23 protein-coding genes and 1 riboswitch are annotated in these 25,892 nt (G+C 69.9%); of the genes, 13 read left to right on the forward strand and 10 right to left on the reverse strand.

Annotated elements, in window-relative coordinates:
- Positions 1 to 11 precede the first annotated feature (11 nt).
- The 4 genes from ACI2L1_RS12695 (at position 12) to ACI2L1_RS12710 (ending at position 5,606) form a co-directional block, all read left to right on the forward strand.
- Positions 12 to 1,355: a sensor histidine kinase gene (locus tag ACI2L1_RS12695; RefSeq protein ID WP_404739332.1), complete on the forward strand. Its 1,344-nt coding sequence runs from the start codon at positions 12 to 14 to the stop codon at positions 1,353 to 1,355.
- Between the two features lie 366 nt (positions 1,356 to 1,721).
- Positions 1,722 to 2,381, forward strand: a complete 660-nt coding sequence (locus ACI2L1_RS12700; protein ID WP_404739496.1) for a response regulator — start codon at positions 1,722 to 1,724, stop codon at positions 2,379 to 2,381.
- A 224-nt stretch (positions 2,382 to 2,605) separates the two neighbouring features.
- Positions 2,606 to 4,534, forward strand: coding sequence for a 2-oxoacid:acceptor oxidoreductase subunit alpha (locus ACI2L1_RS12705; RefSeq protein ID WP_404739333.1), 1,929 nt, complete (start codon positions 2,606 to 2,608; stop codon positions 4,532 to 4,534).
- The gene (locus tag ACI2L1_RS12710; RefSeq protein ID WP_404739334.1) at positions 4,527 to 5,606 is read left to right on the forward strand and encodes a 2-oxoacid:ferredoxin oxidoreductase subunit beta; all 1,080 of its coding nucleotides are present in this window, start codon (positions 4,527 to 4,529) and stop codon (positions 5,604 to 5,606) included. Before ACI2L1_RS12705 ends, ACI2L1_RS12710 begins: the two co-directional genes overlap by 8 nt.
- Before the next feature lie 55 nt (positions 5,607 to 5,661).
- Here ACI2L1_RS12710 and ACI2L1_RS12715 read toward each other — a convergent pair whose 3' ends face one another.
- The 3 genes from ACI2L1_RS12715 to ACI2L1_RS12725 form a co-directional block, all read right to left on the reverse strand.
- A complete protein-coding gene (locus ACI2L1_RS12715; protein WP_404739497.1) occupies positions 5,662 to 5,898 on the reverse strand; it encodes a hypothetical protein in 237 nt (78 codons plus the stop codon).
- 326 nt (positions 5,899 to 6,224) lie between these two features.
- The gene (locus ACI2L1_RS12720) at positions 6,225 to 6,722 is read right to left on the reverse strand and encodes a DUF6082 family protein (protein ID WP_404739335.1); all 498 of its coding nucleotides are present in this window, start codon (positions 6,720 to 6,722) and stop codon (positions 6,225 to 6,227) included.
- 297 nt (positions 6,723 to 7,019) lie between these two features.
- Positions 7,020 to 7,421, reverse strand: a complete 402-nt coding sequence (locus ACI2L1_RS12725; protein WP_404739336.1) for a winged helix-turn-helix transcriptional regulator — start codon at positions 7,419 to 7,421, stop codon at positions 7,020 to 7,022.
- 91 nt (positions 7,422 to 7,512) lie between these two features.
- Here ACI2L1_RS12725 and ACI2L1_RS12730 point away from each other — a divergent pair, with 91 nt between their 5' ends.
- The 4 genes from ACI2L1_RS12730 to ACI2L1_RS12745 all read left to right on the forward strand — a co-directional run bounded on the left by ACI2L1_RS12730 (position 7,513) and on the right by ACI2L1_RS12745 (position 11,291).
- The gene (locus ACI2L1_RS12730) at positions 7,513 to 8,367 is read left to right on the forward strand and encodes an SDR family oxidoreductase (RefSeq protein ID WP_404739337.1); all 855 of its coding nucleotides are present in this window, start codon (positions 7,513 to 7,515) and stop codon (positions 8,365 to 8,367) included.
- Between the two features lie 128 nt (positions 8,368 to 8,495).
- Entirely contained in the window at positions 8,496 to 9,500 is a 1,005-nt protein-coding gene (gene rarD / locus ACI2L1_RS12735) for an EamA family transporter RarD (RefSeq protein WP_404739338.1), read from the forward strand.
- 221 nt (positions 9,501 to 9,721) lie between these two features.
- A complete protein-coding gene (locus ACI2L1_RS12740; protein ID WP_404739339.1) occupies positions 9,722 to 10,189 on the forward strand; it encodes a VOC family protein in 468 nt (155 codons plus the stop codon).
- A gap of 151 nt (positions 10,190 to 10,340) precedes the next feature.
- Positions 10,341 to 11,291, forward strand: coding sequence for a M28 family metallopeptidase (locus ACI2L1_RS12745; RefSeq protein ID WP_404739340.1), 951 nt, complete (start codon positions 10,341 to 10,343; stop codon positions 11,289 to 11,291).
- A 20-nt stretch (positions 11,292 to 11,311) separates the two neighbouring features.
- Here ACI2L1_RS12745 and ACI2L1_RS12750 read toward each other — a convergent pair whose 3' ends face one another.
- Entirely contained in the window at positions 11,312 to 13,141 is a 1,830-nt protein-coding gene (locus tag ACI2L1_RS12750) for a hypothetical protein (protein ID WP_404739341.1), read from the reverse strand.
- Between the two features lie 129 nt (positions 13,142 to 13,270).
- On the opposite strand from ACI2L1_RS12750, the gene ACI2L1_RS12755 reads away from it, so the two are divergent.
- Together ACI2L1_RS12755 and ACI2L1_RS12760 are read left to right on the forward strand one after the other, a co-directional pair.
- Entirely contained in the window at positions 13,271 to 13,762 is a 492-nt protein-coding gene (locus tag ACI2L1_RS12755) for a DUF6668 family protein (protein WP_404739342.1), read from the forward strand.
- A 212-nt stretch (positions 13,763 to 13,974) separates the two neighbouring features.
- On the forward strand, positions 13,975 to 14,565 hold the full coding sequence (locus tag ACI2L1_RS12760; protein ID WP_404739498.1) for a flavodoxin family protein: 591 nt from the start codon (positions 13,975 to 13,977) through the stop codon (positions 14,563 to 14,565).
- Here the strand turns inward: ACI2L1_RS12760 and ACI2L1_RS12765 are convergent.
- From ACI2L1_RS12765 to ACI2L1_RS12780, 4 genes are all read right to left on the reverse strand, one after another.
- Positions 14,555 to 15,484, reverse strand: a complete 930-nt coding sequence (locus tag ACI2L1_RS12765; protein WP_404739343.1) for an ABC transporter permease — start codon at positions 15,482 to 15,484, stop codon at positions 14,555 to 14,557. The two genes, ACI2L1_RS12760 and ACI2L1_RS12765, sit on opposite strands and share 11 nt — an antisense overlap.
- The gene (locus tag ACI2L1_RS12770; RefSeq protein ID WP_404739344.1) at positions 15,471 to 16,469 is read right to left on the reverse strand and encodes an ABC transporter ATP-binding protein; all 999 of its coding nucleotides are present in this window, start codon (positions 16,467 to 16,469) and stop codon (positions 15,471 to 15,473) included. Before ACI2L1_RS12770 ends, ACI2L1_RS12765 begins: the two co-directional genes overlap by 14 nt.
- A 32-nt stretch (positions 16,470 to 16,501) precedes the next feature.
- Positions 16,502 to 17,719: an outer membrane lipoprotein carrier protein LolA gene (locus ACI2L1_RS12775; protein ID WP_404739345.1), complete on the reverse strand. Its 1,218-nt coding sequence runs from the start codon at positions 17,717 to 17,719 to the stop codon at positions 16,502 to 16,504.
- Between the two features lie 502 nt (positions 17,720 to 18,221).
- Positions 18,222 to 19,232: a polyprenyl synthetase family protein gene (locus tag ACI2L1_RS12780; protein WP_404739346.1), complete on the reverse strand. Its 1,011-nt coding sequence runs from the start codon at positions 19,230 to 19,232 to the stop codon at positions 18,222 to 18,224.
- A gap of 208 nt (positions 19,233 to 19,440) precedes the next feature.
- On the opposite strand from ACI2L1_RS12780, the gene ACI2L1_RS12785 reads away from it, so the two are divergent.
- The 3 genes from ACI2L1_RS12785 to ACI2L1_RS12795 all read left to right on the forward strand — a co-directional run bounded on the left by ACI2L1_RS12785 (position 19,441) and on the right by ACI2L1_RS12795 (position 23,802).
- Positions 19,441 to 20,862 (forward strand): peptide MFS transporter, encoded by a 1,422-nt coding sequence (locus ACI2L1_RS12785; RefSeq protein ID WP_404739347.1) that lies wholly within the window; start codon positions 19,441 to 19,443, stop codon positions 20,860 to 20,862.
- A gap of 15 nt (positions 20,863 to 20,877) precedes the next feature.
- Positions 20,878 to 22,872: a CocE/NonD family hydrolase gene (locus tag ACI2L1_RS12790; RefSeq protein WP_404739499.1), complete on the forward strand. Its 1,995-nt coding sequence runs from the start codon at positions 20,878 to 20,880 to the stop codon at positions 22,870 to 22,872.
- 240 nt (positions 22,873 to 23,112) lie between these two features.
- A riboswitch (cyclic di-AMP (ydaO/yuaA leader) is annotated at positions 23,113 to 23,316 on the forward strand.
- A 3-nt stretch (positions 23,317 to 23,319) separates the two neighbouring features.
- Positions 23,320 to 23,802 (forward strand): transglycosylase SLT domain-containing protein, encoded by a 483-nt coding sequence (locus ACI2L1_RS12795; protein WP_404739348.1) that lies wholly within the window; start codon positions 23,320 to 23,322, stop codon positions 23,800 to 23,802.
- Positions 23,803 to 23,805: 3 nt separating this feature from the next.
- On the opposite strand, the gene ACI2L1_RS12800 is transcribed toward ACI2L1_RS12795, so the two are convergent.
- Together ACI2L1_RS12800 and ACI2L1_RS12805 are read right to left on the reverse strand one after the other, a co-directional pair.
- Positions 23,806 to 24,618, reverse strand: coding sequence for an HAD family hydrolase (locus ACI2L1_RS12800; RefSeq protein ID WP_404739349.1), 813 nt, complete (start codon positions 24,616 to 24,618; stop codon positions 23,806 to 23,808).
- A 218-nt stretch (positions 24,619 to 24,836) separates the two neighbouring features.
- Positions 24,837 to 25,865 (reverse strand): LacI family DNA-binding transcriptional regulator, encoded by a 1,029-nt coding sequence (locus tag ACI2L1_RS12805; RefSeq protein ID WP_404739350.1) that lies wholly within the window; start codon positions 25,863 to 25,865, stop codon positions 24,837 to 24,839.
- Positions 25,866 to 25,892 lie beyond the last annotated feature (27 nt).

The following is a 25,892-nucleotide window of genomic DNA, read 5'->3' on the forward strand; positions in this document are numbered from 1 at the left end:
GGACGACGTCGATGGCCACGGACTACGGGTACGACAGTGGGCTCGGGTTCCCCGAGGAGGTGCGGCGGCACCGGTTGCCTGCCGGGCTGCGGGCGCCGTTCGAGGGACGGGCCTGGCGGGAGTTCGGCTATGTGCTGCTGAGCCTGCCGATCAGTGTCCTGCTGTTCACCTACGCGGTCACGATGGTCTCGCTCGGTGCGGGCCTCCTTGTGACCTTCCTCGGGATCCCCGTCTTCGCGGCCGGGCTCGCCGGCTGCCGTGGGCTCGGGGCGCTGGAGCGGGCGCGGGCGCGGGGGCTGCTCGGTCTTGAGGTCGGCGACCCGGAGCCGCTGCGGATGCGGAAGCCCGGGTTCATGGCGTGGATGGGGGCGGTCCTCAAGAGCGGGACCTCGTGGCGGACGCTGCTGTACTCCGTACTGCACCTGCCGTGGGCACTGTTCTCGTTCGTCGTCGCGGTGAACTTCTGGGTGTACGGCTGGGCACTGCTGACGTATCCGCTGTGGTTCTGGGTCTTCCCGGCGTACGTCGGTCAGGACGGGCTTCAGCTGTACGGCGACGAGACCCACCACATCTACCTGGACAACCCGTTCGAGATCACCGTGACCGCGCTGGTGGGGCTGTTGTTCACGCTGGCCACGCCGTGGATCGTACGGGCGCTGACGATGGTGGACCGGGTGATGGTGCACGGCCTGCTCGGGCCGACCCGGCTGTCGGCGCGGGTGGTGGAGCTGGAGTCGGACCGGGGGGTCGTGGTGGATACGGCGGCTGCCGACCTGCGTCGGATCGAGCGGGATCTGCACGATGGCGCGCAGGCCCGGCTGGTGGCGCTGGCCATGGATCTGGGGCTGGCGAAGGAGAAGCTCACGGAGGATCCGCAGGCGGCGGCGCGGATGGTGGACGAGGCGCACGGTGAGGTGAAGACGGCGCTGCAGGAGCTGCGGGATCTGGCGCGGGGGATTCATCCGGCCGTGCTGACCGACCGGGGGCTGGATGCGGCGCTGTCCTCCGTCGCCTCGCGTTGCACGGTGCCGGTGCAGGTGGAGGTGGATCTGCCGGCTCGGCCGGCGCCGGCGATCGAGGGGATCGCGTACTTCACGGTGTCGGAGCTGTTGCAGAACATCAGCAAGCACTCTCGGGCCACGGGGGCCGCGGTGGATGTGTGGCGGGTGGAGGACCGGCTGCTGCTTCAGGTCGTGGACAACGGTGTGGGTGGGGCGGATGTGTCCTCCGGGTCCGGGCTTGCGGGGCTGGCGGGGCGGTTGGATGCCGTTGACGGGATTCTGGTGGTGGATTCGCCGGCCGGGGGGCCTACTCGGGTGACGGCGGAGTTGCCCTGGCGGGGGGATCCGGTGTGACGGGTTCGGGTTCCGTGTGAGTGGGCGGGGGGGGGTCGCCCCCGCCGCCCCTACCCGTCCCATCCCTACCCGTCCCATCCCTACCCGTCCCATCCCCAGGGGCGCTGCCCCTTCGACCCCGGTTCCTGGGGGCTGCGCCCCCAGACCCCCCATCGGCCCTTTGAGGGGCCTCGTCCTCAAACGCCGGACGGGCTGAAAGTGCCTGGACCGGCGTTGCCATACGGGCCCCGGAGGGCCTTTGTTCGAATCTCCTGTGCCCTAATCCCGTTGCCCGCACCCCTCCGCACCCGAATGCTGGAATGCTGGACTTGTCCAGCGGGTGGGCAGGGAGTGTGGGCTGGGGGGCCGGGAGTCGTGGAGGACAGGGTGCGGGTGGTCATCGCCGAGGATTCAGTGCTGCTGAGGGAGGGCCTGACCCGGTTGCTGACCGACCGCGGGCACGACGTCGTGGCCGGTGTGGGCGACGGCGAGGCGCTGATCAAGACCATCGGCGAGCTGGACGCGCAGGGCGAGCTGCCCGACGTCGTCGTCGCCGATGTGCGGATGCCTCCGACGCACACGGACGAGGGCGTGCGAGCGGCCGTACAACTGCGCAAGGCACATCCAGGGCTGGGGGTACTCGTACTGTCGCAGTACGTGGAGGAGCGGTACGCCACCGAGTTGCTGGCCGGGTCCAGTCATGGGGTGGGGTACCTGCTCAAGGACCGGGTCGCGGAGGTGCGTGAGTTCGTGGACGCGGTGGTGCGGGTGGCCCAGGGGGGTACCGCCCTCGATCCCGAGGTGGTCGCTCAGCTGCTGGGGCGCAGCCGTAAGCAGGACGTGCTCGCCCATCTCACTCCCCGGGAGCGGGAGGTGCTCGGGCTCATGGCCGAGGGGCGGACCAACTCGGCCGTCGCGCGGCAGCTCGTGGTCAGCGACGGGGCCGTCGAGAAGCACGTCAGCAACATCTTCCTGAAGCTCGGGCTGTCGCAGAGCGACGGGGACCATCGCAGGGTGCTGGCCGTCCTCACCTATCTGAACTCCTGAACCACCGTGCAGAGCCGAAGAACCGCAGGACGAGAGGGAGCGTCTTCTACGAAAGCGCCGGGGGGCGTGTAAATAGTGACAAGTCAGGGCGTCGTACCGTCTCAAAACCACGTCCATCATGCGAATGGCCGAGGGCAGGCGACCCCTGCGGTCGTAGGGTTGATCCTGGGAAGGCCTGCGGGAAGGCCGCTCCCGAACAGCCGCCTCGAGGGAGGTCCAGTTCAGTGACCAGTCAGGTCAGCAGCCCAGCGGAGCAGGCCGACGGAACCGTCGTGGGAGAGCAGCGCAAAGAGACCGGCGTGAAGGATGTCCGCCGTCTCGACCGGGTGATCATTCGTTTCGCGGGTGACTCCGGTGACGGTATGCAGCTCACGGGTGACCGTTTCACCTCGGAGACGGCCTCCTTCGGCAACGACCTGTCCACCCTTCCCAACTTCCCCGCCGAGATCCGGGCCCCTGCCGGGACCCTGCCGGGTGTCTCCTCGTTCCAGCTGCACTTCGCCGACCACGACATCCTCACTCCGGGCGACGCGCCGAACGTACTGGTCGCGATGAACCCGGCGGCCCTCAAAGCGAACATCGCGGACCTGCCGCGCGGTGCGGAGATCATCGTCAACACGGATGAGTTCTCCAAACGGGCGATGCAGAAAGTGGGGTACGCGGCCTCGCCGCTGGAGGATGGATCGCTCGACGGTTACAGCCTTCATCCGGTCCCCCTGACCACGCTGACCGTCGAGGCCCTCAAGGATTTCGACCTCAGCCGCAAGGAGGCCGAGCGCAGCAAGAACATGTTCGCGCTCGGCCTCTTGTCGTGGATGTATCACCGGCCCACCGAGGGCACGGAGAAGTTCCTGCGCACGAAGTTCGCGAAGAAGCCTCAGATCGCCGAGGCGAACCTCGCGGCCTTCCGCGCGGGCTGGAACTTCGGCGAGACGACCGAGGACTTCGCCGTCTCCTACGAGATCGCCCCGGCGACGAAGGCCTTCCCGGTCGGCACCTATCGCAACATCTCCGGGAACCTCGCGCTGTCCTACGGACTGGTCGCCGCGTCTCGCCAGGCGGACCTGCCGTTGTTCCTGGGCTCGTACCCGATCACCCCGGCCTCGGACATCCTGCACGAGCTGAGCAGGCACAAGAACTTCGGTGTACGGACCTTCCAGGCCGAGGACGAGATCGCGGGCATCGGCGCGGCGCTGGGCGCGGCCTTCGGCGGCTCGCTGGCGGTGACGACGACCTCCGGGCCGGGGGTGGCCCTGAAATCCGAGACGATCGGTCTCGCGGTCTCCCTGGAGCTGCCGCTCCTCGTCATCGACATCCAGCGCGGTGGGCCGTCCACCGGTCTGCCGACCAAGACCGAGCAGGCCGACCTGCTGCAGGCGATGTTCGGGCGCAACGGCGAGGCGCCGGTACCGATCGTCGCTCCCTGCACCCCGGCCGACTGCTTCGACGCGGCGCTGGAGGCGGCCCGGATCGCGCTGACGTACCGTACGCCGGTGATGCTGCTCTCGGACGGCTACCTGGCCAACGGCTCCGAGCCCTGGCGGATCCCGGAGCTGGACGAACTCCCGGACCTGACCGTGCAGTTCGCGCAGGGCCCGAACCACACCCTGGACGACGGCACCGAGGTCTTCTGGCCCTACAAGCGCGACCCGCAGACCCTGGCCCGCCCCTGGGCCGTGCCCGGCACACCCGGTCTCGAACACCGCATCGGCGGCATCGAGAAGGAGGACGGGAGCGGGAACATCTCCTACGCCCCGGCCAACCACGACTTCATGGTCCGTACCCGGCAGGCCAAGATCGACGGGATCGACGTACCGGATCTGGACGTGGACGATCCGCATGAGGCGCGCACGCTGGTGCTGGGCTGGGGATCGACGTACGGGCCCATCACGGCGGCGGTACGACGGCTGCGGACGGCCGGCGAGTCGATCGCGCAGGCGCATCTGCGCCACCTCAACCCCTTCCCGCGCAACCTGGGCGCGGTGCTGGAGGCGTACGACAAGGTCGTCATCCCGGAGATGAACCTCGGGCAGCTCGCCACCCTGGTCCGGGCGAAGTACCTGGTCGACGCGCACAGCTACAACCAGGTCAATGGCATGCCGTTCAAGGCCGAACAGCTCGCCACGGCTCTCAAGGAGGCCATCGATGGCTGAGACGTCCACGGAAGGCACGGGCACGATCGAGGCACTCTCGCTCGTCCCCAAGGCCGAGGCCCGCCAGAGCATGAAGGACTTCAAGAGCGACCAGGAAGTCCGCTGGTGCCCCGGCTGCGGTGACTACGCGATCCTGGCCGCCGTCCAGGGCTTCATGCCCGAGCTGGGGCTGGCCAAGGAGAACATCGTCTTCGTCTCGGGCATCGGCTGCTCGTCGCGGTTCCCGTACTACATGAACACATACGGCATGCACTCGATCCACGGGCGCGCCCCGGCGATCGCGACCGGCCTCGCTTCGAGCAGGCGGGACCTGTCGGTATGGGTGGTCACGGGCGACGGCGACGCGCTCTCCATCGGCGGCAACCACCTCATCCACGCCCTGCGACGGAACGTCAACCTGAAGATCCTGCTCTTCAACAACCGGATCTACGGTCTGACGAAGGGCCAGTACTCACCGACGTCCGAGGTCGGCAAGATCACGAAGTCGACGCCGATGGGCTCCCTGGACGCCCCCTTCAACCCGGTGTCCCTCGCCATCGGCGCGGAGGCGTCCTTCGTGGCGCGCACGGTCGACTCCGACCGCAAGCACCTGACATCGGTGCTGCGGGAGGCGGCCGCACACCCCGGCACGGCCCTGATCGAGATCTACCAGAACTGCAACATCTTCAACGACGGCGCCTTCGAGGCCCTCAAGGACAAGCAGCAGGCCGAGGAGGCGGTGATCCGCCTGGAGCACGGGCAGCCGATCCGCTTCGGGGCCGACCTGTCCAAGGGGGTCGTACGGGATACGGCGACGGGTGACCTGAAGGTGGTGCCGGTGACGCCGGAGAACGAGGCGCAGATCCTCATCCACGACGCGCACGCCTCGTCCCCGACGACCGCCTTCGCCCTGTCCCGCCTGGCCGACCCGGACACGCTGCACCACACCCCGATCGGCGTGCTGAGGTCGGTGGACCGCCCGGTCTACGACACCCAGATGTCGGACCAGTTGGACACGGCGATCGAGCAGCACGGCAAGGGGGATCTGGCGGCGTTGCTGGCGGGTGGGGACACCTGGACGGTGGTGGGCTGACGCTCACGGACACACGGAGGGCCCGGATGCGGTACGGCATCCGGGCCCTCGGTGTTCAGGCGTCGGGGATGTCGCGCTTGGCGCGGAGCAGCGTCTCCCGATCGATGACGACGATGCGCTCGTAGTCGGCGCGGGCGGCGTCCGGGGGGAGGAGGGGGTCCAGGTCTGCTGTGGCCTCGGTACCGATAACGGCGAACCTGCCGTCACTCAGCTCGAAAATATCCGGGCATGTCTCACACGTTGCGCTGCCTCGCAGCTTGGGTGGATCTCCGAGACGGCGGACGACGCTCAAGGACACTTGGGCTCCCTCTGTGCACCCCCTTCTCACCCCAGGCCGCCCGGACAGCTCGGCGCGGCGGCACACGTGTGTCCGCCGAGCGACCATGCAGGATCAGCACAGCGGAGAAGGACCACTGGATCTGATGTAATGCCGGCACGCAGGGGGAACCTGCCGCTTCGCGGCGTCACACCCAACTCGTCCGACGATCAAAGAGAACCACAAATCGAGCGCGAATCAGTAATTGGTTCCCATGATGTCGCCAAATCAATTCCGATGGCATTTCTCGGGCAAGTCGACATGGCCATATCCATATCGGCAAATCGACAGCCAGTCGGCGGTCACTGCACCGCGTCACCCGGAAGGAGGGCCGGAGCCCGCCGCATCCGAACGCGGCCGACCCACGATCCACTCATCACGTCGACGATCTCGCCGACACGCGCCTCCGTCGAGTCGGCGGGCAGCGACCTGCGGTGTTCCATCGTGCGGTCCCAGTACTCGGCGAAGAGCTCGTTTCGGCACAACACGCGGAGATGACCGACGAGTTCGTCCCACGTGTGCACCCCGACCCGATGGCCCAGCAGGAGATTTCCGAACTCCCGATTGGCGAAGATCATCTGACGGCGCTTCACCTCGGACAGACCCGTGAGTGTGCTCGCCGCGTCGGCCAGCGTCGGGTCGTCGATCGCGCGGTCCATCTGGTCCAGGGTGAGGCGGTACTGCTGGATCAGGTTCGCTCGGCGGATCTCCTCGGTCATGACCCTGAGCTGACCGAGCAACTCCAGCAGGATGTCCTCCTGGCGCCGCCGAGGGGAGCGCCGGGCGAAGAGGGCTCGCATCAGGCCGAGTCCCGCCGTAACAGCAGAACCGATACTCCTACTACGGGCGGCCGGAGTCTGTGTGGCCATGTCAAGGCATCCCCCTGGATCCGGTGACCGTGCGCCGAAGGTGGCATCGCGGGTCGGTGCACGGTGGGTGTGGCACTCCGCATCCAGCGTGCCGGTCGGCTCAAGTCGGCGCGGGAGGCGGAGAGGGGGCGCATGGATGGACGTGTCTCGCATGTCGACCAACGCCCTGACATATGTGTGCCCCCTGGCGCCGTGTACATGCCTTCCGGCGGGCCCCGCCACGGCGTATCAGTCCTGCTCAGAGCCCCTCTTCCGCGCGTCGTACACCTCCCGCGCCTCCTGCACCGCCCCCATCCTCCTCGCCGTCCACTCCGCCAGCCCCCGCACCTGTTCCGCCGCCTCGCGCCCCAGGTCGGTCAACGAGTAGTCGACCCGTGGGGGGATCACCGGCCTGGCATCGCGGTGGATCAAGCCGTCGCGTTCCAGGGTCTGCAGCGTCTGCGTCAGCATCTTCTCGCTCACCCGGCCGATCGCCCGGCGGAGTTCGCTGAAGCGGTGGGGGCGGTCCAGGAGGTGGATCAGGACCAGGACGCCCCAGCGGCTCGTCACATGTTCCAGGACCAGGCGGTGGGGGCACATCGCCTCGCCCGCCGTCGCTGCGGAGGTCACCTGCTCTGTACTTACCGACATGCCAGTACCTTACTTCAAAGTGGGTAATTTCGCAGGGTTAGCGCCTCCCCTAGGGTTAGTGCCAACGCACCACACAAGGAGATCTCACATCATGAGCATCGTCGTCACCGGAGCCACCGGACACCTCGGCCGCCACGTCATCGGGCAGCTGCTCGAAAAGGTTCCCGCCGAGCAGGTCACCGCCGTCGTCCGCACCCCGGAGAAGGCCGCCGACCTCGCCGCCAAGGGCGTGAAGATAGCGGTCGCCGACTACAACAGCCCCGAGACCTTCGACGGCGTCCTCGCGGCCGGCGACAAGGTGCTGCTGATCTCCGGCAACGAGTTCGACAAGGGCCGCCCCGGCCAGCACCAGGTCGTCATCGACGCCGCCAAGGCCGCGGGCGTGGCGCTTCTCGCGTACACCAGCGCCCCCGGCACCCTCACGGCCGCGCTCGCCGACGACCACCGGGCCACCGAGAAGGCACTGCTCGCCTCCGGCCTGCCCTACTCGCTGCTGCGCAACGGCTGGTACAACGAGAACTACACCGAGAACCTCGCCCCCGTCCTGGAGCACGGCGCGGTCGTCCAGGCCGCCGGCGACGGCCGTGTCTCCTCCGCCTCGCGCGCCGACTACGCCGCCGCCGCCGCGGCGGTGCTGACCGGCGAGGGGCACGAGAACACGACGTACGAACTGGGCGGCGACGACGCCTGGGGCTTCGCCGACTACGCGGCCGAGCTGAGCAAGCAGACCGGCCGGGACATCGCCTACAACGCCGTGTCCGTCGAGGCCTTCACCGGGATCCTGGCCGGCGCCGGGCTGCCCGCGCCGCTCGCCGCGGTCCTCGCCGGTGTCGACGCCTCCATCGAGAAGGGCGAGCTGGTCGTCTCCTCCGGTGACCTGTCCCGCCTGACCGGCCGTCCGGCCACCCCGATCGCCGAGTCCATCGCGGCCGCGCTCAAGGGCTGAGCACTCCCCCGGCAGACCCATGGGCCACACCCCCGGCTGTCATGACCGTATACCGATACGGGCATGACAGCCGGGGGTGCTCGGCGTTACCTTCGTGCGGGCGAGGACGGTGCGAGGAGGAGGGGTCCGTGAAGTCGAGGGGCGAGGGACACATAGGTCTGCTGAACGGCTTCGCCGCGTACGGCATGTGGGGGCTCGTACCGCTGTTCTGGCCCCTTCTCAAGCCCGCCGGGGCCGCGGAGATCCTCGCCCACCGGATGGTGTGGTCGCTGGCCTTCGTCGCCGTCGCGCTGGTCGTTGTACGGCGCTGGGCCTGGGCCGGTGAGCTGCTGCGGCAGCCGCGCAGGCTCGCGCTCGTCACCGTCGCCGCTGCCGTCATCACCGTGAACTGGGGCGTCTACATCTGGGCCGTGAACTCCGGCCATGTCGTCGAGGCCTCGCTCGGGTACTTCATCAATCCCCTGGTCACCATCGCGATGGGCGTGCTGCTGCTGAAGGAACGGCTGCGGCGTGTGCAGTGGGCGGCGGTCGGGGTCGGCGCCGCGGCCGTACTGGTCCTCACCATCGGGTACGGGCGGCCGCCGTGGATCTCCCTCACGCTGGCCTTCTCCTTCGCCACGTACGGCCTGGTCAAGAAGAAGGTGAACCTCGGCGGGGTCGAGTCGCTGGCCGCCGAGACCGCGATCCAGTTCCTGCCCGCGCTCGGCTATCTGCTGTGGCTGAGCTCCCACGGTGATCTCAGCTTCACCGCCGAGGGGCCGGGGCACGCGGCACTGCTCGCCTCGACGGGCGTCGTCACCGCGCTCCCCCTGGTCTGCTTCGGCGCCGCGGCGATCCGCGTGCCGCTGTCCACGCTGGGGCTGCTGCAGTACCTGGCCCCGGTCTTCCAGTTCCTGCTCGGCGTCCTCTACTTCGGCGAGGCCATGCCACCCGAGCGCTGGGCGGGGTTCGCGCTGGTCTGGCTGGCGTTGACGCTGCTCACCTGGGACGCCCTGCGCACCGCGCGGACGCTCAGGAGGGAGATCGCGAGGCCCAGCACCACCATGGCGACCGGCACCGTCAGCGCCGTACGGAAGGCGGAGAGCCTGGCCTCGGGTCCGGAACCGCTGGACTCCCCTGCCGCGAAGCCGTAGACCGCGATCCCGATCGCCGTGCCGAACCGGGTCGAGGTGTGCAGCAGTCCGCTCGCCAGGCCCTGTCAGCGCCCAGGCACGCGCACCCATGGCAACACTCCGTAGGTATAGAGGAGTTACTCGATTACTCGAACGAGGGTCGCTCCCTCTGTGGGTGACCGGCGTGCGGCGGAAGCCGTTTAGGACAGTCCGGGACCTGGTTCGCCGCTATAAGTGGGCCCATGACGCAGACCACACCCGCACCCCTGCACTGGAAAGTGGTCGTCGACGCCGGCGACCCGCATGCTCAGGCCGACTTCTGGGCTGCCGCCCTGCATTACCTGGCCGAGGACAACGACGCGCTGATTCAACGGCTGCTGGAGCTCGGCGCGCTGCCGCGCGAGGCGACCGTGGAGTATCACGCGCGGCTCGCCTTCCGGGACCTGGTGGCCGTACGCCATCCCGACGACCCGTACGACGAGGACAGCGGTACCGGGCTGGGGCGGCGGCTGCTGTTCCAGCGGGTGCCGGAGGCGAAGACCGTCAAGAACCGGCTTCATCTGGACGTGCATGCCGGGGACGGGCGGCGGGCCGCCGAGGTCGAGCGATTGACGGCGCTCGGGGCGAGTGTGCTGCGGGAGGTGAAGGAGATGGGTGGTGAGTGGGTGGTGATGGCGGATCCGGAGGGGAACGAGTTCTGCGTGCAGTGAGCTCGCGCGGGCCCGGGGGTCCGTTATGCGAACGGGCCTGTCCGGATCGCGCCCTTGACGGTGAGTCAACCTCAGCTTCACCATCCAGGCACCCATTCGCTGTGGAACCCCTGTGACTTCAGGGGTTCCCATGGAATTCGGAGCCCCCCACATGAAGCTCTCGGTTCCCGGACGCGTCACGGCCACCGCCGTCGTCGCCACCGTCTCCCTCCTGGCCGGCGGATCCATAGCCGGCGCGGCCCCCGCGGGACAGCCCGCGGTGGCCGCGGCCCCGGACATCCCGGTGGCCAACGTGAAGGCGCATCTGACCCAGCTGCAGTCCATCGCCACCGCCAACGGCGGCAACCGCGCGCACGGCCGTACCGGCTACAAGGCCTCACTCGACTATGTGAAGGCCAAGCTGGACGCCGCCGGATTCACCACGACGATCCAGCAGTTCACCTCCTCCGGGCGCACCGGCTACAACCTGATCGCCGACTGGCCGGGCGGCGACACCAACCAGGTGGTCATGTCCGGCTCGCACCTCGACAGCGTGACGGCGGGCGCGGGCATCAACGACAACGGCTCCGGCTCGGCGGCCGTCCTGGAGACCGCGCTCGCGGTGTCCCGGGCCGGCTACCAGCCCACCAAGCACCTGAGATTCGCGTGGTGGGGTGCGGAGGAGCTGGGCATGGTCGGCTCCCGCTACTACGTCAACAGCCTCTCCACCGCGAACCGTTCACGGATCAGCGGCTACCTCAACTTCGACATGATCGGCTCGCCGAATCCCGGCTACTTCGTCTACGACGACGACCCGGCCATCGAGAAGACCTTCAAGGAGTACTACGCCGGCCTCGGCGTCCCGACCGAGATCGAGACCGAGGGCGACGGCCGCTCCGACCACGCACCGTTCAAGAACGTGGGCGTGCCGGTGGGCGGGCTGTTCAGCGGGGCCGACTACGTCAAGACGGCGGCGCAGGCGGCCAAGTGGGGCGGTACCGCGGGGCTGGCCTTCGACCGCTGCTACCACTCGGCGTGCGACACCACGGCCAACATCGACGACACGGCCCTGAACCGCAACAGCGACGCGGTGGCGTACGCGGTGTGGGGGCTGTCGCAGTAACAGGGCCGCGGTCGCGGTCTCTACCGGTCGGCGTTCCGTGCGCGTTCCGCGAGGCGGAGCATGCGGGCGCGGGCCGACTCCAGACGGTCCGGTTCGTCGGCCGCCGGGCCCTCCCCGGCGGCCATCTCCGTCCACAGGGTGAGCAGGTCGCTGCCGAGGGCCAGGCCCTTCAGCGGATCCCGTACGGCCTTCCACGCGGTGGCCGCGCTCTGCACGTTGCCGTAGGCCGACTCGGCGTCTCCGGCACGGTGCTGAACGGCGGCCAGGTCGAGGGAGATCTCCGTGGCACGGACCGGCTCGCCGCCCAAGTAGGCGATGTAGGCGGCGAGTTCACGCACCCGCAGCACGTCAGGGTGGTCCGGTCCCAGGCTGCCGGCCGCCTCGGCGACCACCTGCTCCGCCAACTCCTCGGCCGCGTCTATCCGTCCGTCCCGCACGGCCTCACCGATCCGCCCGACGGGCTCCGCGAGCACAGAGGCCCCGTCGAGCACCGTCTCCTCCCCCATCAGGGCCTCGGCCACGGCATCGAACCCGCGCACGGGGGTCGGCCGGGGGTCAGGGTCGTCCAGGAGGGGGACGGGGTCGAGGAGGGGGGTGGGGCGTGGGGTGGGCGGCGTGGAGGGGAGCGGCTGAGGTGTGGGGGTGGGGGTGAAGCCGACGGGGGGTGGGGGCAGGGGCATGGGTGTCGGGGCGGGCGGTGGTGGGGGCGGGGGCGCGAGGTCCGTCGGCGGCAGGGGCCGCACCGGTGCGGGGCCGGGGCCGTAAGACGGCAGCGGGCCGGGTGTGGGCGGCAGCGGGGGCCAGGGGGTGGGGGCGGAGTCGGTCGGGGACAGTGACTCGGGGGCCGGGGGCAGGGCCGGGCTCCCGTCCATCACGGGGGGCGGGCCGAACTCGCCTGTCGGGGGTGCCACCGTCCCGGGAGCCGGAGCCGGAGCCGGAGCCGGAGCCGGATCCGGAGCCGGAGCCAGGCCGGTCGGCGGAGTGTCCGGCAGCTGTCGTAGGACGTGGGTCGGGGACGGTTCGGCGTCCGTCAGTTGCGGCGCGGGTAGGTTGCGCAGCCGGAAGGTGGGGGACGGGTCCCCCGTGGGCTCGGGGAGCGGCCGTGAGGAGTGCGCGGACGGGTCGTGGGGGGCGGGTGCGTCGGGGTGCTCGGGCGAACGGTCGTGCGGGGCGAACGCGGCCGGGGCCTCAGGCGAACGGTCACCCGAGGGGGGCACGGCCGGGCCTTCGGGCGCTCGATCTTGCGAGGCAAACACAGCCGAGTCCTCGGGCGAACGGTCGTGCGGGGCGAACGCGGCCGGCGTCCCGGATGGCCACGGTGTCCGCTCGGACTCCTCAGTCTCGCCGAACGGCATCGATCCAGCTCCCTGATCTCCCGTCGGCCGGCGCGGGCCCGGCTCGTCGACCGGCGCTACGGGGTCGCCCGGCTCACGACCGGCCGAGCCGAGAATCACAGGCCCAGTCGGCAGTCCGGTCATCCCCGCCGCACCAGCCTCCGGGGCCGTCCCCGGCGCCTTCGGCTCGCCGGCGGTCGGCTCGCTTCCCGTTCCCGCCGGCGGAGCCATCCGTACCGGCTCCGCCGTGAAGCGGCTGGAGCCGTCCGTGGTGACCTCCAGGGGGACCACGTAGCCGATGCGGGCGTCGTGGATCGTGGCGTGGACGGTGTGTCCGGCGGTGCGGGCGAGATGGTGAAGGTGGGTCAGAACGGTCTGGTGGAGTTCCTCGCCATGCGTCGCGGCGACCGGTGTTCCGGCCACCGTCGCGGACTCACCCGTCAGGGGGACGCGGACGTCGATCGGGGTCGCCCCCGGCTGCTGGTCCCGCTTCTTTTCGCGGCTGAGTCGAGACATCTCATCCCTCACGGTCGTGCACGGACTGTCGAGTCTCTCCGCTCGTCCCCGGTTCTCACGTCACCGTGATGTCACAGGCCTGTTCCAGGAGGGGCGGGGCGGGTGGGATGACGGGAACAGAGCGCGGGCATGCGCACTGACGTGCGACGAGAGGCGGAGAACGTGCAGCAGGGACCGGAGATCTGGATCCGCGGTCCGGTGGCCCCGGCCGGAAGGCGGTTCGCGTGGGTCGGCACCCATGGCGGCGCCGGCGTCTCCACCCTGGCCGCCGTCTACGGCGGTCACGACAGCGGACGCGACTGGCCCGGACCCGTCACCCCGGCCTCCGTCCTGCTCGTCGCCCGTACGCATGCCGCGGGACTGCTCGCCGCCCGCCGTGCCGTGGAGTTCTTCCGGCGCGGCGAGCACCCTCCGCACCTCGACCTCGACGCCGTCGTCCTGGTCGCGGACGCCCCCGGACGGCTTCCCCGGCCACTCGCCCAGCGGCTCAAGGAAATCGAGGCCATGGTCGATGTGCACCGCGTGCCCTGGGTGCCCGCATGGCGCCTGGGCGACCTGAACGGCACACCGCCCCGCGGCACCGAGGCACTGGTGCGGCTCATCCGGGCCACCGCCCCATGACGGTCGCCGCTCACCGGGCCGTCGACGACCGCCTCTCGACGCCCTCTTCACCGACACCGACCTGCTGCTGACACCCGCGCCCCACCCGCCCGCCGCACGGCCACGAAGGCCCGGGCGCACGGAGCCGGTTCCGCCACCCCTGGACAGGTGGATGCGTACGCATATAATGCATGTGCGAGTATCTGCCGTACGCCGATCACCTGGGGATCTCCATGACGCGCCGCTTCCTGTTCGTACTCGGCAGCAGCCGCAGTGAGGGCAACACCGAAATGCTGGCCCGGCGGGCCGCCGAGCAACTGCCCTCGGACGTCGAGCGGCAGTGGATCGACCTCGCGGCACATCCGCTGCCCGACTTCGAGGACCTCCGCCACGACACCGACCACGTACGTCCGACGATCGGCAACACCGCCCGTCTGTTCGACGCGACGCTCGCGGCGACGGACATCGTGATCGTGTCGCCGCTGTACTGGTACTCGGTGTCCGCACAGGTCAAGCGTTACCTCGACCACTGGTCGGGCTGGCTGCGCACCCCGGGCGTCGAGTTCAAGGCGACCATGGCGGGACGGACGCTCTGGGGTGTCACCGTGCTGGCGCACGAGGAGTTCGAGGTCGCCGACCCGCTGGTCGGTACCCTCGCCAACTCGGCCGCGTACCTGGGGATGCGCTTCGGCGGGGTGCTGCTCGGCAATGGCAGCAAGCCCGGTGACGTGCTCAAGGACACCGACGCCCTCGCCCGCGCGAAGACGTTCTTCGCGCAGGAGGCCCCGCTCGCCCGGTTCCCCTACGAACAGCTCACGCCGTGATGTCCTTCGTGGTGAACCGCGCCCACGCCGCCGAGCCGAACACCGCCGCGTACAGGGCCTGGAGGCCGAGGTTCTTCACCAGGTCGTCCCAGTAGACCGGTTCGCGCATGAGGTCGGCGAAGGACAGCCAGTAGTGGGAGAAGAAGTACGGCTGGAGAGCGTGCAGTTGGGGGATCTGGTCGAGGATCTGGACCGTGATCAGCAGGCCGACCGTCGTGGCCATCGCCGCGATACCGCTGTTCGTGAGCGTCGAGACGAACAGGCCCAGAGCCGCCACACCGGTCAGTGACGCGGCCACCACCAGGGCGATCAGCAGGGCTCTTCCCAGGCCCTCGGTGAAGGTGATCTGGGTGCCGGAGATCGTCGTCAGGTCGCCCAGCGGGAAGAGGACGGCACCGACCGTCAGTGCCGAGAGCGCGACCACGAGGGTGGCGACCAGGCAGAACGTCATGACCGTCGCGTACTTGGTGAGCAGCAGGCGGGTGCGGCCTGCGGGGGCGACCAACAGGTAGCGGAGAGTGCCGGCGTTGGCCTCGCCCGCGATCGCGTCGCCCGCGATGACGCCAATGGACATGGGGAGGAAGAAGGGGAGGGTGGCGGCGAGGGCGGTGAAGACCAGGAACAGCCCGTTGTTGGTGATCTGGGAGATGAACGCGGGGCCGCCGCCTCCGCCGCCTGTCGAGGAGCCGTCGCTGGTCTCGATCTTCACTGCGATGCCGACGAGGATCGGGACTGCTGCGAGTACGGCCAGCAGGGCGAGGGTGCGCCAGCGGCGGAACGTGGTGAGGAGTTCGTTGCGGAAGAGGGTGCCGTAGAAGGTGGTACGGCGGCTTGCGGTCTGTGAGGGCTGGTCGTGCCCACGTGGCGGTAGCCGCACATCAGATACAGCCCCGCGCCCCTCAAGGTCAGCCCGCGACATCGAAGCCCTCCCCCGTCAGCGCCACGAAGGCGTCCTCCAGGGAGGCCCTCTCCACTCCGAAACCCCGCACCCGCACCCCCGCCGTCACCAACGCCGCGTTGATGTCGGCCAGTTCACCGTCGGGCGGGTCGGACGTGACCCGGTTCTCCGCGATGACCACATCCCCGACACCCTGTTCCTTCAGCACCCTCGCCGCGTCCGCCGGGTCCGGAGTCGTCACCACCAAGCGCCCCCTCGCCCCCGCCGCCAGGTCCGCCACCCGGCCCTGTGTGATCAGGCGCCCCTGGGCCATCACGGCCGCGTGGGTGCAGACCTGTTCGATCTCGTCGAGGAGGTGGGAGGAGAGGAAGACGGTGGTGCCATCGGAGGCCAGTTCCCGCACCAGGGAGCGGATCTCGCGCATGCCCTGCGGGTCCAGGCCGTTGGTCGGTTCGTCCAGGACCAGGAGTCTGCGGGGCTGGAGCAGGGCCGCCGCCAGGCCGAGTCGCTGTTTCATGCCCAGCGAGTACGCCTTCGCCTTCTTGCCGGCGGCGGCCGCCAGGCCCACCCGGTCCAGAGCCGCTGCCACGCGGGCGGGCCGGGTGCGCGGGTCGGCGGTCGGGTCGGCGGCGTCGTAGCGGACGAGGTTGTCGCGGCCGGAGAGGAAGCCGTAGAGGGCCGGGCCCTCGATGAGCGCGCCCACCTGCGGGAGTACGGTCCGGGAGGCGCGCGGCATGGGGCGGCCCAGGACGCGCGCGGAGCCGGAGGTCGGCTCGATCAGGCCCATCAGCATGCGGATGGTGGTGGTCTTGCCGGAGCCGTTCGGGCCGAGGAAGCCGAAGACGCTGCCCGCCGGGACGGTCAGGTCGAGTCCGTCGACGGCGAGTTGTCCGCCGCGATAGCGCTTGGTGAGGGCGTGGGTGTGGATGACACTCTCGTCCCCACCCTCGCGATCGCCTTCGCCCGGCTCCTCCGGATCCGGCTCCGTGGCGGACGGTTCGCCCATCGGCTTCCTCGATTCGTCATGCCCGTGGGGGCTTACTTCCCCGCGTTCGCCGCCTTCACCAGCGCGTCCTTGGTGACCGCGCCGACGTAGACCTTGCCGTCATCCGTGATCAGGGCGTTGATGAGGCGGGTCTTGAAGACGGTGCCCTCGCCGAACTTGCCGGAGACCTTGTCGCCGAGCGAGTCCAGGAAGCCGCCGACGTCACCGCCGACCTCGGAGCCGGACGGGACGCCCTGGCCACCGGTGTCGAAGGTGGCTATGGAGTCCCAGCCGTCCCCGATGACGTTCAGCCCGTCGAGGCCGTCCTTGCCGAGCTCGTCGGCTGAGCCCTTGCCGAAGTCCCGCGTGTGCTCGGGCGCCTTGGTGGCGTCCTCCTCCTCGACCTTGGCGCCCTTCGGCGGGGTGAAGTCGAAGGTCGAGGCGGCCGGCTTGGCGAAGCTGACCTGGGTGAAGCCCGCGTCCACGACGGCCGCGCCGCCGCTTGCCGGGGTCAGCGTGAACTTCAGCGGCAGACCGGTCTTCGAGTCCACGGCCACGGTGATCTGGCCGACGGTCGACCCGGCGTCCTTGGGCTTGATGACCAGGCGGTAGGCGTCCCGGCCCGCGACCTGCGCGGTGCCGTCCACCGTCACGGAGGTGGTGTCGTCGGCGGCCTTGAGGGCGTCCTCGGCGAGGTCCTTGGGGGTGGCCGGGAGCTCTTCCTTCGGCTTTCCGTCGCTCTCGGAAGCCGTGGTGTGGAAGACCGAGTTGGACTTGCTGTCGTAGCCCCAGACGTCCTTGCCGTTGTGGATGAGGCTGTACTCGGCCGCGTCCTCCAGCAGGGAGACCTTCTGCTTGTCCTCACCGTCGGCCGCCACCCGCAGCGTGTGGGTGCCCGAGGCGAGTTCGGTGAGCTTGCTGGAGGGGTCCGCGGACGAGCCCTCACCCGAGCCTGAGGGACCGGCCGCGGAGCCCAGCGAGCTCTCCAGGCCGCCGAGGTCCGGCAGACCGAGATCCGTGGTGATCTTCACCGTGCCGGACAGCTGCTGTACGTCCGACGCGGCGATCTTCTCGATGAGTTCCTGTGCGCTGATCTTCGGCAGGTCGGGGTCGCCGGAGTCGGCGAGCGCCGGGACGAGCCCGATGGTCGCCGCCGCGATGCCCACCACCGTGGCCGGCACGACGTACCGCGCGGTCTTGCGCCGACGCGCCGCACGCAGTTCGTCGGCCTCCGCGGCGGTCGCGCTGTCGTCGGTTTCGTACGGTGCCATGTGTGCCTTACCTCCGTCGTCGGCGGCGGCTGTCAACTCCCGTGCGTCCACCCCGTAGCCGCCATTCTCACCCGAATCGGTGAGGAGTGGTGTTTTCCGTGGTGTCCATCTGACCAAATCGGCCATGAGCATGCGTCACCCCTCGGGGCCAACTCCGCGTACACCTGGGGTATGACACGACATGCGGTCGACCCCTACGACCCGTAGGGGACGCCCCTCGCCCGGTGGCCGGCTCGACGGGAAGCCGGGCGATCAGCCTCGCGGGAACACGTGGTCGGCCCGGCCCGGCACCCCGACGATCGCGCCCGGGCTGCCGGGGCCGGCCGGTGCGACCCGCCTAGGGTGTTGGGCCGCGGGACCTCCACGGTGTCGGCGAACAGACCGTGGTACCGACCGGACCGGGTGGGCTTGAGGACGGTGACCTCGTGGAGCCGGCCGCGGACGGCTCCACCCGCAAACCCGGCGGTCGGCAGGCTCTTGAGGCGCTTCGAGAACCGGGGCGCTAACCCGCCCGGTGGACCACCGCGTCACACAGCTCCATCAGGGCCGCCCTCGCGGCGCACTCCCGCAGCGGGGCCAGTGCCGCGCGCGCGTCCTGGGCGTACTGCACCGTGTCCCGACGGGCCTGGTCGAGCGCGGGGTGCGTACGCAGCGCGGCCAGCGCCTCCGCGTGCCTGGCGTCGTCCGTGAGGTCGGAGTCGAGCAGCTCGCACAGGGCGATGTCGTCGGCCAGGCCGAGCCGGGCGGCCCGCTCCCGCAGCCGTAGCACCGGCATCGTGGGGATGCCCTCGCGCAGGTCCGTGCCCGGGGTCTTGCCGGACTCGTGGGAGTCGGACGCGATGTCCAGGACGTCGTCCGCGAGCTGGAAGGCCACGCCGAGGCGCTCGCCGTACTGGGTCAGGACGTCCACGACCGTCTCGTCGGCGCCGGACATCATCGCCCCGAAGCGGCACGAGACCGCGACCAGCGAGCCGGTCTTGCCGCCGAGCACGTCGAGGTAGTGCTCGACCGGGTCCCGGCCGTCCATCGGCCCCGCGGTCTCCAGGATCTGGCCGGTGACCAGGCGCTCGAACGCCTCCGCCTGCACCCGGACCGCCTCGGGACCGAGGTCGGCCAGGATGTGCGAGGCCCGCGCGAACAGGAAGTCGCCGGTCAGCACGGCCACCGAGTTGCCCCAGCGGGTGTTGGCGCTGTCGACCCCGCGGCGCACCGCGGCCTCGTCCATCACGTCGTCGTGGTACAGCGTCGCGAGGTGGGTCAGCTCCACCACCACGGCCGAGGGCACCACACCCGGTGCGTAGGGATCGCCGAACTGGGCGGCGAGCATCACGAGCAGCGGCCGGAACCGCTTCCCGCCCGCGCGCACCAGATGCTGGGCTGCCTCCGTGATGAAGGGAACCTCGCTCTTTGTGGCTTCGAGCAATCCCTCCTCGACAGCCGTCATTCCGGCCTGGACATCGGCTTCCAGAGCCTGGTCCCGCACGCTCAGCCCGAACGGCCCGACGACGGTCACGAGGGGTCTCCTGTCTGCTGGTGTCTACTGGCGGTTACGCGGAATGTCGATAGGTCGCTGCCATCACTCAAGTCAGCGTATCCGGTCGCCTTTGGATCACCGATAGCGCCCGCCCCGTCCATGCCAGGCGGTATCGGATCACGACCGGTATGTTTTTGATCGCCTGAAAAGAACGGATATCTATCGACTTGTAGGGAAGTAGCCGCCCGTGTCCCGGACCGAAGTCGATATCGAGCCAGAAGAGCCCGGGCAGCCCGGCGGCAGCCCTCCTCCCGAGGACGACACCGCGTTCTTCGGGCGGCCCAAGGGCCTGCTGACCCTCTCCGGTCTGGAGGTCTGGGAGCGCTTCTCGTTCCTCGGCATGCAGGCCATCCTCGTCCTGTACTTCGCCGACACGGTGGCGAGTGGCGGCATGGGCATGTCGGCCGGAACCGCCGCCTCCGTCTCCGCGGCCTACGGCACCCTCGTCTACCTGGTCTCGGTCGCCGGCGGCTGGCTCGCCGACCGCATCCTGGGTTCGTACCGCGCGGTGCTGTGGGGCGGCGTCCTGATCGCCTGCGGCCACTACGCGATGGCCGTCCCGACCGGGATCATGACCTGGGTGGGCCTCGGCCTCATCAGCGTCGGCGCCGGACTCCTGAAGCCCCACGTGGCCACCATGGTCGGCAAGCTCTACGCCACCGACGACGACCGCAGGGCCGCCGGGTTCGCGCTGTACTGCATGGCGATCAACATCGGCGCCTTCGCGGGCCCGCTGATCACCGGCTGGCTCGGCGACCACAGGGGCTGGCACTGGGGCTTCTCGGCGGCCGCGATCGGCATGACGTTCGGTCTTGTCCAGTACGTCCTGGGCCGTCGGCACCTCGCCGGACGCAGGAACGCGGCGGAGTTCGCGCTCGCGCCTCAGGCGATGCGCAGGGCCGTTCGTCTGATCATCGCCGGAACGGCAGCCGTCGCCCTGGTCGCCACCCTCCTCGCCCTGGCCGGTCGGCTCACCATGGACCGCTTCGTCGACCTGCTCACCCTGATCTCGGTGATCGCCCCGGTCGTCTACTTCACGGTGATGTTCACGAGCCCCCGGGTGACTCAGGAGGAACGCGGCCGCCTGAGGCCGTACATCATGCTCTTTCTGGCCTCGACGGTCTTCAACTTCATCCTGTTCCAGGCCTGCTCGACGATGATGCTGCCGGCCTCGACGAACGCCGAGACGACCATCCTCGGCTTCGGCTTCCCGGCCGGTTGGTACGCCTCCGCGCTCGGCGCCTTCGAGATCGGTCTCGCGCCCTTCGTCGCCGCCCTGTGGGTCCGGATGGGCCACGGCCAGCCGCATGCCTCCAACAAGATCGCGATCGGGGTCGTACTCGGCGGTCTGTCGTTCCTGCTGATGGTCCTGCCGACCAGCGGGCACGGCGACGACTACCTGATGTCGGCCTGGTGGATCGTCGGCTCCTACTTCCTGCTGGGCCTCGGCGACATCCTCCTGGAGACCTCCGGCATGTCGGCCACGACCAGGCCCGCCCGGACCCGCGACGCCTGCTTCGGCGTCAACGGCGCGATCGCGGCGGCCGCGGGCCTCGCCGTGAGGGCCGCCGCACCCTGGCTGCGCCGCACCATGCACCCCGTCCACTGAGGTCACCCGATGAGCATCCACATCCGTACGTCCTTCCCCTACGACACGGCCCACGAGGACGTCCGCATCCTGCTCCCGGACAGGACGCGCCTGTACGCGCGCGTGTGGCGACCCCTCACCCCCGAACCGGTACCCGCGATCCTCGAATACCTGCCATATCGCCTCACCGACTGGACAGCGCCCCGCGACTGGCAGCGCCACCCCTGGTACGCGGGCCACGGCTACGCGTCCGTCCGCGTGGACGTGCGCGGGCACGGGAACAGCGAGGGCATGCCGGGCGACGAGTACTCGGCCGTGGAACTCGCCGACGGGGTCGAGGTGGTCAACTGGCTGGCCGCACAGCCCTGGTGCGACGGCAGGGTCGGCATGTTCGGCATCTCCTGGGGCGGCTTCAACTCCCTCCAGATCGCGGCCCTCGCACCCGAGCCGCTCAAGGCGGTCGTCACCGTCTGCTCCACCGACGACCGCTATGACAACGACGTGCACTACATGGGAGGTTCCGTCCTCGCGGTGGACATGCACGCGTGGGCGGCGACCCTGCTCGCCTTCGTCTCCCGGCCGCCGGATCCGCTCCATGTCGGCGACGTCTGGCGGGACATGTGGCTGGGGCGCCTCGAAGCCGTGGATCCGTTCATCCACACCTGGCTCGGCCACCAGACCCGCGACGACTACTGGCGGCACGGCAGCGTCTGCGAGGACTACGGCGCGATCGACGCGGCCGTCCTCGCGGTGGGCGGCTGGCACGACCCGTACCGCGACACGGTGCTCAGACTCGTCGAACACCTGCCGCAGGACCGCGTCCGCGGCCTGATCGGCCCCTGGTCCCACCAGTACCCCGACCGCGGTCTGCCGCCCGGCCCGGCGATCGGCTTCCTCCAGGAGACCCTGCGCTGGTGGGACCAGCATCTGAAGGGCGTCGACACGGGCGTCATGCGGGAACCGCTCCTGAGGGCCTACGTCAGCGACTCCCACCCCCCGGCCACGGTGTACGGCACCCTGCCCGGCCGCTGGGTCGGCGAGCCCGGCTGGCCCTCCCCCCACGTCACCACGGTGTCGTACGGCCTTCAGGGCGCCCCTGTGCTGGTCCGTTCCCCGCAGCACACGGGCGTGGACGCGGGCCGTTTCTTCCCCTTCGGCAACGATGCCGACCTGCCGCCGGACCAGCGGGAGGAGGACGCCCGCTCGGCCTGCTTCGAGTTCGCGGTGGGCGAGGAGACGTGGGTCCTCGGACGGCCGCGGGTGCGTCTCAGGGTGACCTCGGAGGTGTCGCGCGGGCAGGTCGTCGCGCGGCTCTGCGATGTCGCCCCGGACGGGTCCTCGACGCTCGTGACCCGGGGTGTGCTGAACCTCTCCGCGCGCCATGGCAGGGACCGGGCCGTGCCCTGGGAGCCGGGGGCCACCCAGGAGGTGTCCTTCGAGCTGAACGGCATCGGACACGCCTTCCCGCCCGGCCACCGCATCCGGCTCGCCGTGTCCTCGGCGTACTGGCCGTGGATCTGGCCGCAGCCCGAATCGCAGGCCGGGTTCACTCTGGAGCCCGCGGGGAGTTTCCTCGAACTGCCGGTACGCGCGCGTGAGACCTCCTCGGACATCGCCTTCGACGAGCCGGAGCAGTCCGCGCCGCTCGGAGCGAACCAGCCCGTGACGCTCGACGAGCCGCGGCCCGAGCGCCTGGTCGTGCGTGACGTGGCCAAGGGCGAGTGGCGCCTTGAGGTCGACCCCCGTTACGGCGGCACGCGCGTGTACCCCGACGGGCTGGAGTTCACCGAGGACGCGCTGGAGACGTACACGATCGACGAGAAGGACCCCTTGTCCGCCCGTGCCCGCTCGGACTGGTCGATCCGGCTGCACCGCCCGGAGCTCGCCTGGGACACCACCGTCCGGACCCGCTCGGAGATCAGCTGCGACAGGACGGACTTCCTCACCTCGAACGAGGTGATCTGCACCGACGGCGGTGAGGTGGTCTTCCACCGGACGTGGGAGAAGCGGATCCCACGGACGGCCGGTTGACTATGAGTTGGGCATTCTTGCCCGTTTTGCACGTCTTGCGCATGGGCGTGACTTGGCTCACCCGGATCAACGGATCGACGCATATCCGGAATTCACCGATCCGCCTTTTCCCGCGCACCAGTTGAGGCTTGCGACCGCAAAGGATCAAGTGCCCCAAATACCCCCGACCAAGGTCAATAAGCACGTCATGTGAATTCGCCACTTGTTCCGGACATGTGCTCTCGCATACGTTCCCGGCCTGTCGGGTGGACGCCGAATCCTGCCACCGCCCGCACACCCACCGAGAAGCCATGGCAGGAGCGGGGGAACCAGGTAAGCCGCCGGACCGGACGTCTTCGGACATACCGGTACGGCTCGGGGTGAAGCCATGCCTTTCGCGGGCATGACCGGGCAACTCCCGCCCGAACCCGACAGCTCACCTCGCAGGCGACGGAGAGGAACTTCGCCATGCCTGCTGCCGCTCAGCACCGCACTCCCCGCACAAGCCGTCTCGTCCGCAAGCTCGCCATCGCCGGCACCGGAGCCGCCGTACTCGCGCTCCCCCTCATCGGCGCGACCACCGCGTCCGCGGCCACCCCGACCGTGCAGACCGCGAGCACGCTCGGCTACGCCAACAACCTGGACGGCTGGATCCGGGCCTCCCTCGCCGTCATGGCGGAGCACGGGATCCCCGGCTCCTACGACGGCATCTACCGCAACGTCATCCGCGAGTCCTCCGGCAACCCCTGGGCCATCAACAACTGGGACTCCAACGCGGCCGCCGGCACGCCCTCCAAGGGCCTGCTCCAGGTGATCGACCCGACCTTCAACGCGTACCACGTGGCCAACACCTCGTGGGACCCGTACGACCCGGTCGCGAACATCACCGCGGCCTGCAACTACGCCGCCCAGCGGTACGGGTCCATCGACAACGTGTTCGGCGCGTACTAGGAACTACGCCGCACTGAACAGTCTTTCGAGGACGACGGCGATGCCGTCGTCCTCGTTCGACAGGGTCACCTCGTCGGCCACGGCCTTGAGTTCGGGGTGGGCGTTGGCCATCGCGACGCCATGGGCCGCCCAATCGAACATGGGGATGTCGTTGGGCATGTCCCCGAAGGCGATCGTCGACTCGGGCCCCAGGCCCAGGTGTTCGGCGGCCAGCGCGAGGCCCGTCGCCTTGGTGATGCCGCATGGCTGGAGTTCGACGGTCCCGGGTCCCGACATCGTGACCGTGGCCAGCGAGCCCACCACCGAGCGCGCCGTCACCGCCAACTCGTCGTCGGACAGGTAGGGGTGACGCAGCAGCACCTTGCTGATCGGCGCGCACCACAGGTCGTCGCGCCGTCCCACCCGCACGGCGGGCAGGGTCGGGTGGGGCATCAGATACCCCGGCTCGATGAGGGTGAGCCCGTCGACGCCGTCCTGGTCGACGGCCGCGTACACCTGGCCGACCTCGGCCTCGATCTTCCCGAGCGCGGTCTCGGCCAACTCCCGGTCCAGGGTGACCGACCAGAGCAGACGGTCCGCGCCGGCGTCGTACACCTGCGCGCCCTGCCCGCACACCGCGAGCCCCGTGCTGCCCAGGTCGTCCAGGAGCGGCCGCACTCTGGGCGCCGGCCGTCCCGTCACGACGAGATGCCGGGCCCCGCCCGCCGCCACCCGCGCGAGCGCGGCCAACGACCGGTCGGAGAGGGTGTCGTCGGCGCGCAGCAGCGTTCCGTCCAGGTCGGTGGCGATCAAGGAATATGCGGTGGAGGCGGCCATGATCAGAGAATACGGATGGTTGGCCCCTCCGACTCGACGGGAACCGGACGGCTGCTGCTTTCACATACGTTGACGGGCGTTCCGGTTCCGGGTGGTGCGGCAGACCGGGTGCGCCGGGGAACCACGCACGGCCGACGCGAGGTATGCCCCCCGCTCGGCCCTCGCCCCCTGCTCCCGTACTCCCCCACCCCCCTACTCCTCTACTCCCCGCGGAGCGCCTACGCCGAGTCCCGCACCACCAGTTCCGTCGGGAGGATCACTCCGGCCGTGTCCTCGCCGGTGATCTGGGCGAGGAGCATGCGGACCATCTCGGCGCTGATGCGGTCGAAGGGCTGGCGCATGGTGGTGAGGGCCGGGGCGAGGGCGGTGGCCGCCGGGGAGTCGTCGAAGCCGCCGACAGCGATGTCGCCGGGGACCGAACGCCCGGACTGCTGAAGGACGTTGACGACGCCGAGGGCCATGAGGTCGGAGGCGACGAACACGGCGTCCATGTCGGGGGCCTGGGACAGCAGCCGCCGGGCCGCCCGTTCGCCGCCGCTGCGCCGGAAGTCGCCCTCGACCACGAGCGCCGGGTCGTACGGCAGGCCCGCATCGGCGAGCACGTCCCGGTAACCGGCGAGGCGGTCGGGGCCGCCCGGCATGTCCAGCGGCCCGGTGACCATGCCGACGCGGCGCCGCCCACCGGCGAGCAGATGGCGGACCATCTCCTGCGCGCCCTCGCGGTCGGCGGCCGCCACGTAACTCACCTTGGAGCCGAGTCCTATCGGCTTGCCGCAGACCACCAACGGGATCCCGGCGTCGTGGAGTTCGGCGGCGACCGGGTCACCGCTGTGGTTGGACAGCAGCAGCACCCCGTCGACGTGACCCGAAGTGATGTACCGGGTCAGCCGTCGCCGGTCGTCGTCGCTCTCCGCGAGCATCAGCAGCAATGGGATGTCGTGCTGGGCGAGCCGTTCGGTGCAACCCCTCAGCAGGATGTTGAAGTTGGGGTCCTCGAAGAACTTCTCCTGCGGTTCCGTGAGCAGGAACGCGACCGAGTCGGAGCGTCCCGTGCTGAGGCTGCGCGCATGCCTGTTGACCACGTAGCCGGTCTTCTTGATGGCTGACTCGACCGCCCGCCGGGCGGCGGGCGAGACGTAGTGGCCGCCGTTCAGGAAGCGGGAGACGGTGCCCCGCGACACGCCCGCCTCGCGGGCAACGTCGTGGATGGTGGGGGGCCTGCGGCGCCCGTTCGCACTCGTGGTCATGTTCCTCGTTAGCAAGAGAAGGGATGT

Origin of the sequence: Streptomyces sp. NPDC019531 (assembly GCF_044903305.1) — a bacterium.
Lineage (GTDB): Bacteria > Actinomycetota > Actinomycetes > Streptomycetales > Streptomycetaceae > Streptomyces.

Excerpts from the sequence above, each read along its gene's own strand:
- ACI2L1_RS12695 (WP_404739332.1), top strand. The coding sequence starts at position 12 with ATGGCCACGGACTACGGGTACGACAGTGGGCTCGGGTTCCCCGAGGAG.
- ACI2L1_RS12710 (WP_404739334.1), top strand. The coding sequence starts at position 4,527 with ATGGCTGAGACGTCCACGGAAGGCACGGGCACGATCGAGGCACTCTCG.
- ACI2L1_RS12720 (WP_404739335.1), bottom strand. The coding sequence starts at position 6,722 with ATGCGAGCCCTCTTCGCCCGGCGCTCCCCTCGGCGGCGCCAGGAGGAC.
- ACI2L1_RS12725 (WP_404739336.1), bottom strand. The coding sequence starts at position 7,421 with ATGTCGGTAAGTACAGAGCAGGTGACCTCCGCAGCGACGGCGGGCGAG.
- ACI2L1_RS12730 (WP_404739337.1), top strand. The coding sequence starts at position 7,513 with ATGAGCATCGTCGTCACCGGAGCCACCGGACACCTCGGCCGCCACGTC.
- ACI2L1_RS12740 (WP_404739339.1), top strand. The coding sequence starts at position 9,722 with ATGACGCAGACCACACCCGCACCCCTGCACTGGAAAGTGGTCGTCGAC.
- ACI2L1_RS12745 (WP_404739340.1), top strand. The coding sequence starts at position 10,341 with ATGAAGCTCTCGGTTCCCGGACGCGTCACGGCCACCGCCGTCGTCGCC.
- ACI2L1_RS12750 (WP_404739341.1), bottom strand. The coding sequence starts at position 13,141 with ATGTCTCGACTCAGCCGCGAAAAGAAGCGGGACCAGCAGCCGGGGGCG.
- ACI2L1_RS12755 (WP_404739342.1), top strand. The coding sequence starts at position 13,271 with ATGCGCACTGACGTGCGACGAGAGGCGGAGAACGTGCAGCAGGGACCG.
- ACI2L1_RS12760 (WP_404739498.1), top strand. The coding sequence starts at position 13,975 with ATGACGCGCCGCTTCCTGTTCGTACTCGGCAGCAGCCGCAGTGAGGGC.
- ACI2L1_RS12765 (WP_404739343.1), bottom strand. The coding sequence starts at position 15,484 with ATGTCGCGGGCTGACCTTGAGGGGCGCGGGGCTGTATCTGATGTGCGG.
- ACI2L1_RS12770 (WP_404739344.1), bottom strand. The coding sequence starts at position 16,469 with ATGGGCGAACCGTCCGCCACGGAGCCGGATCCGGAGGAGCCGGGCGAA.
- ACI2L1_RS12775 (WP_404739345.1), bottom strand. The coding sequence starts at position 17,719 with ATGGCACCGTACGAAACCGACGACAGCGCGACCGCCGCGGAGGCCGAC.
- ACI2L1_RS12795 (WP_404739348.1), top strand. The coding sequence starts at position 23,320 with ATGCCTGCTGCCGCTCAGCACCGCACTCCCCGCACAAGCCGTCTCGTC.
- ACI2L1_RS12800 (WP_404739349.1), bottom strand. The coding sequence starts at position 24,618 with ATGGCCGCCTCCACCGCATATTCCTTGATCGCCACCGACCTGGACGGA.
- ACI2L1_RS12805 (WP_404739350.1), bottom strand. The coding sequence starts at position 25,865 with ATGACCACGAGTGCGAACGGGCGCCGCAGGCCCCCCACCATCCACGAC.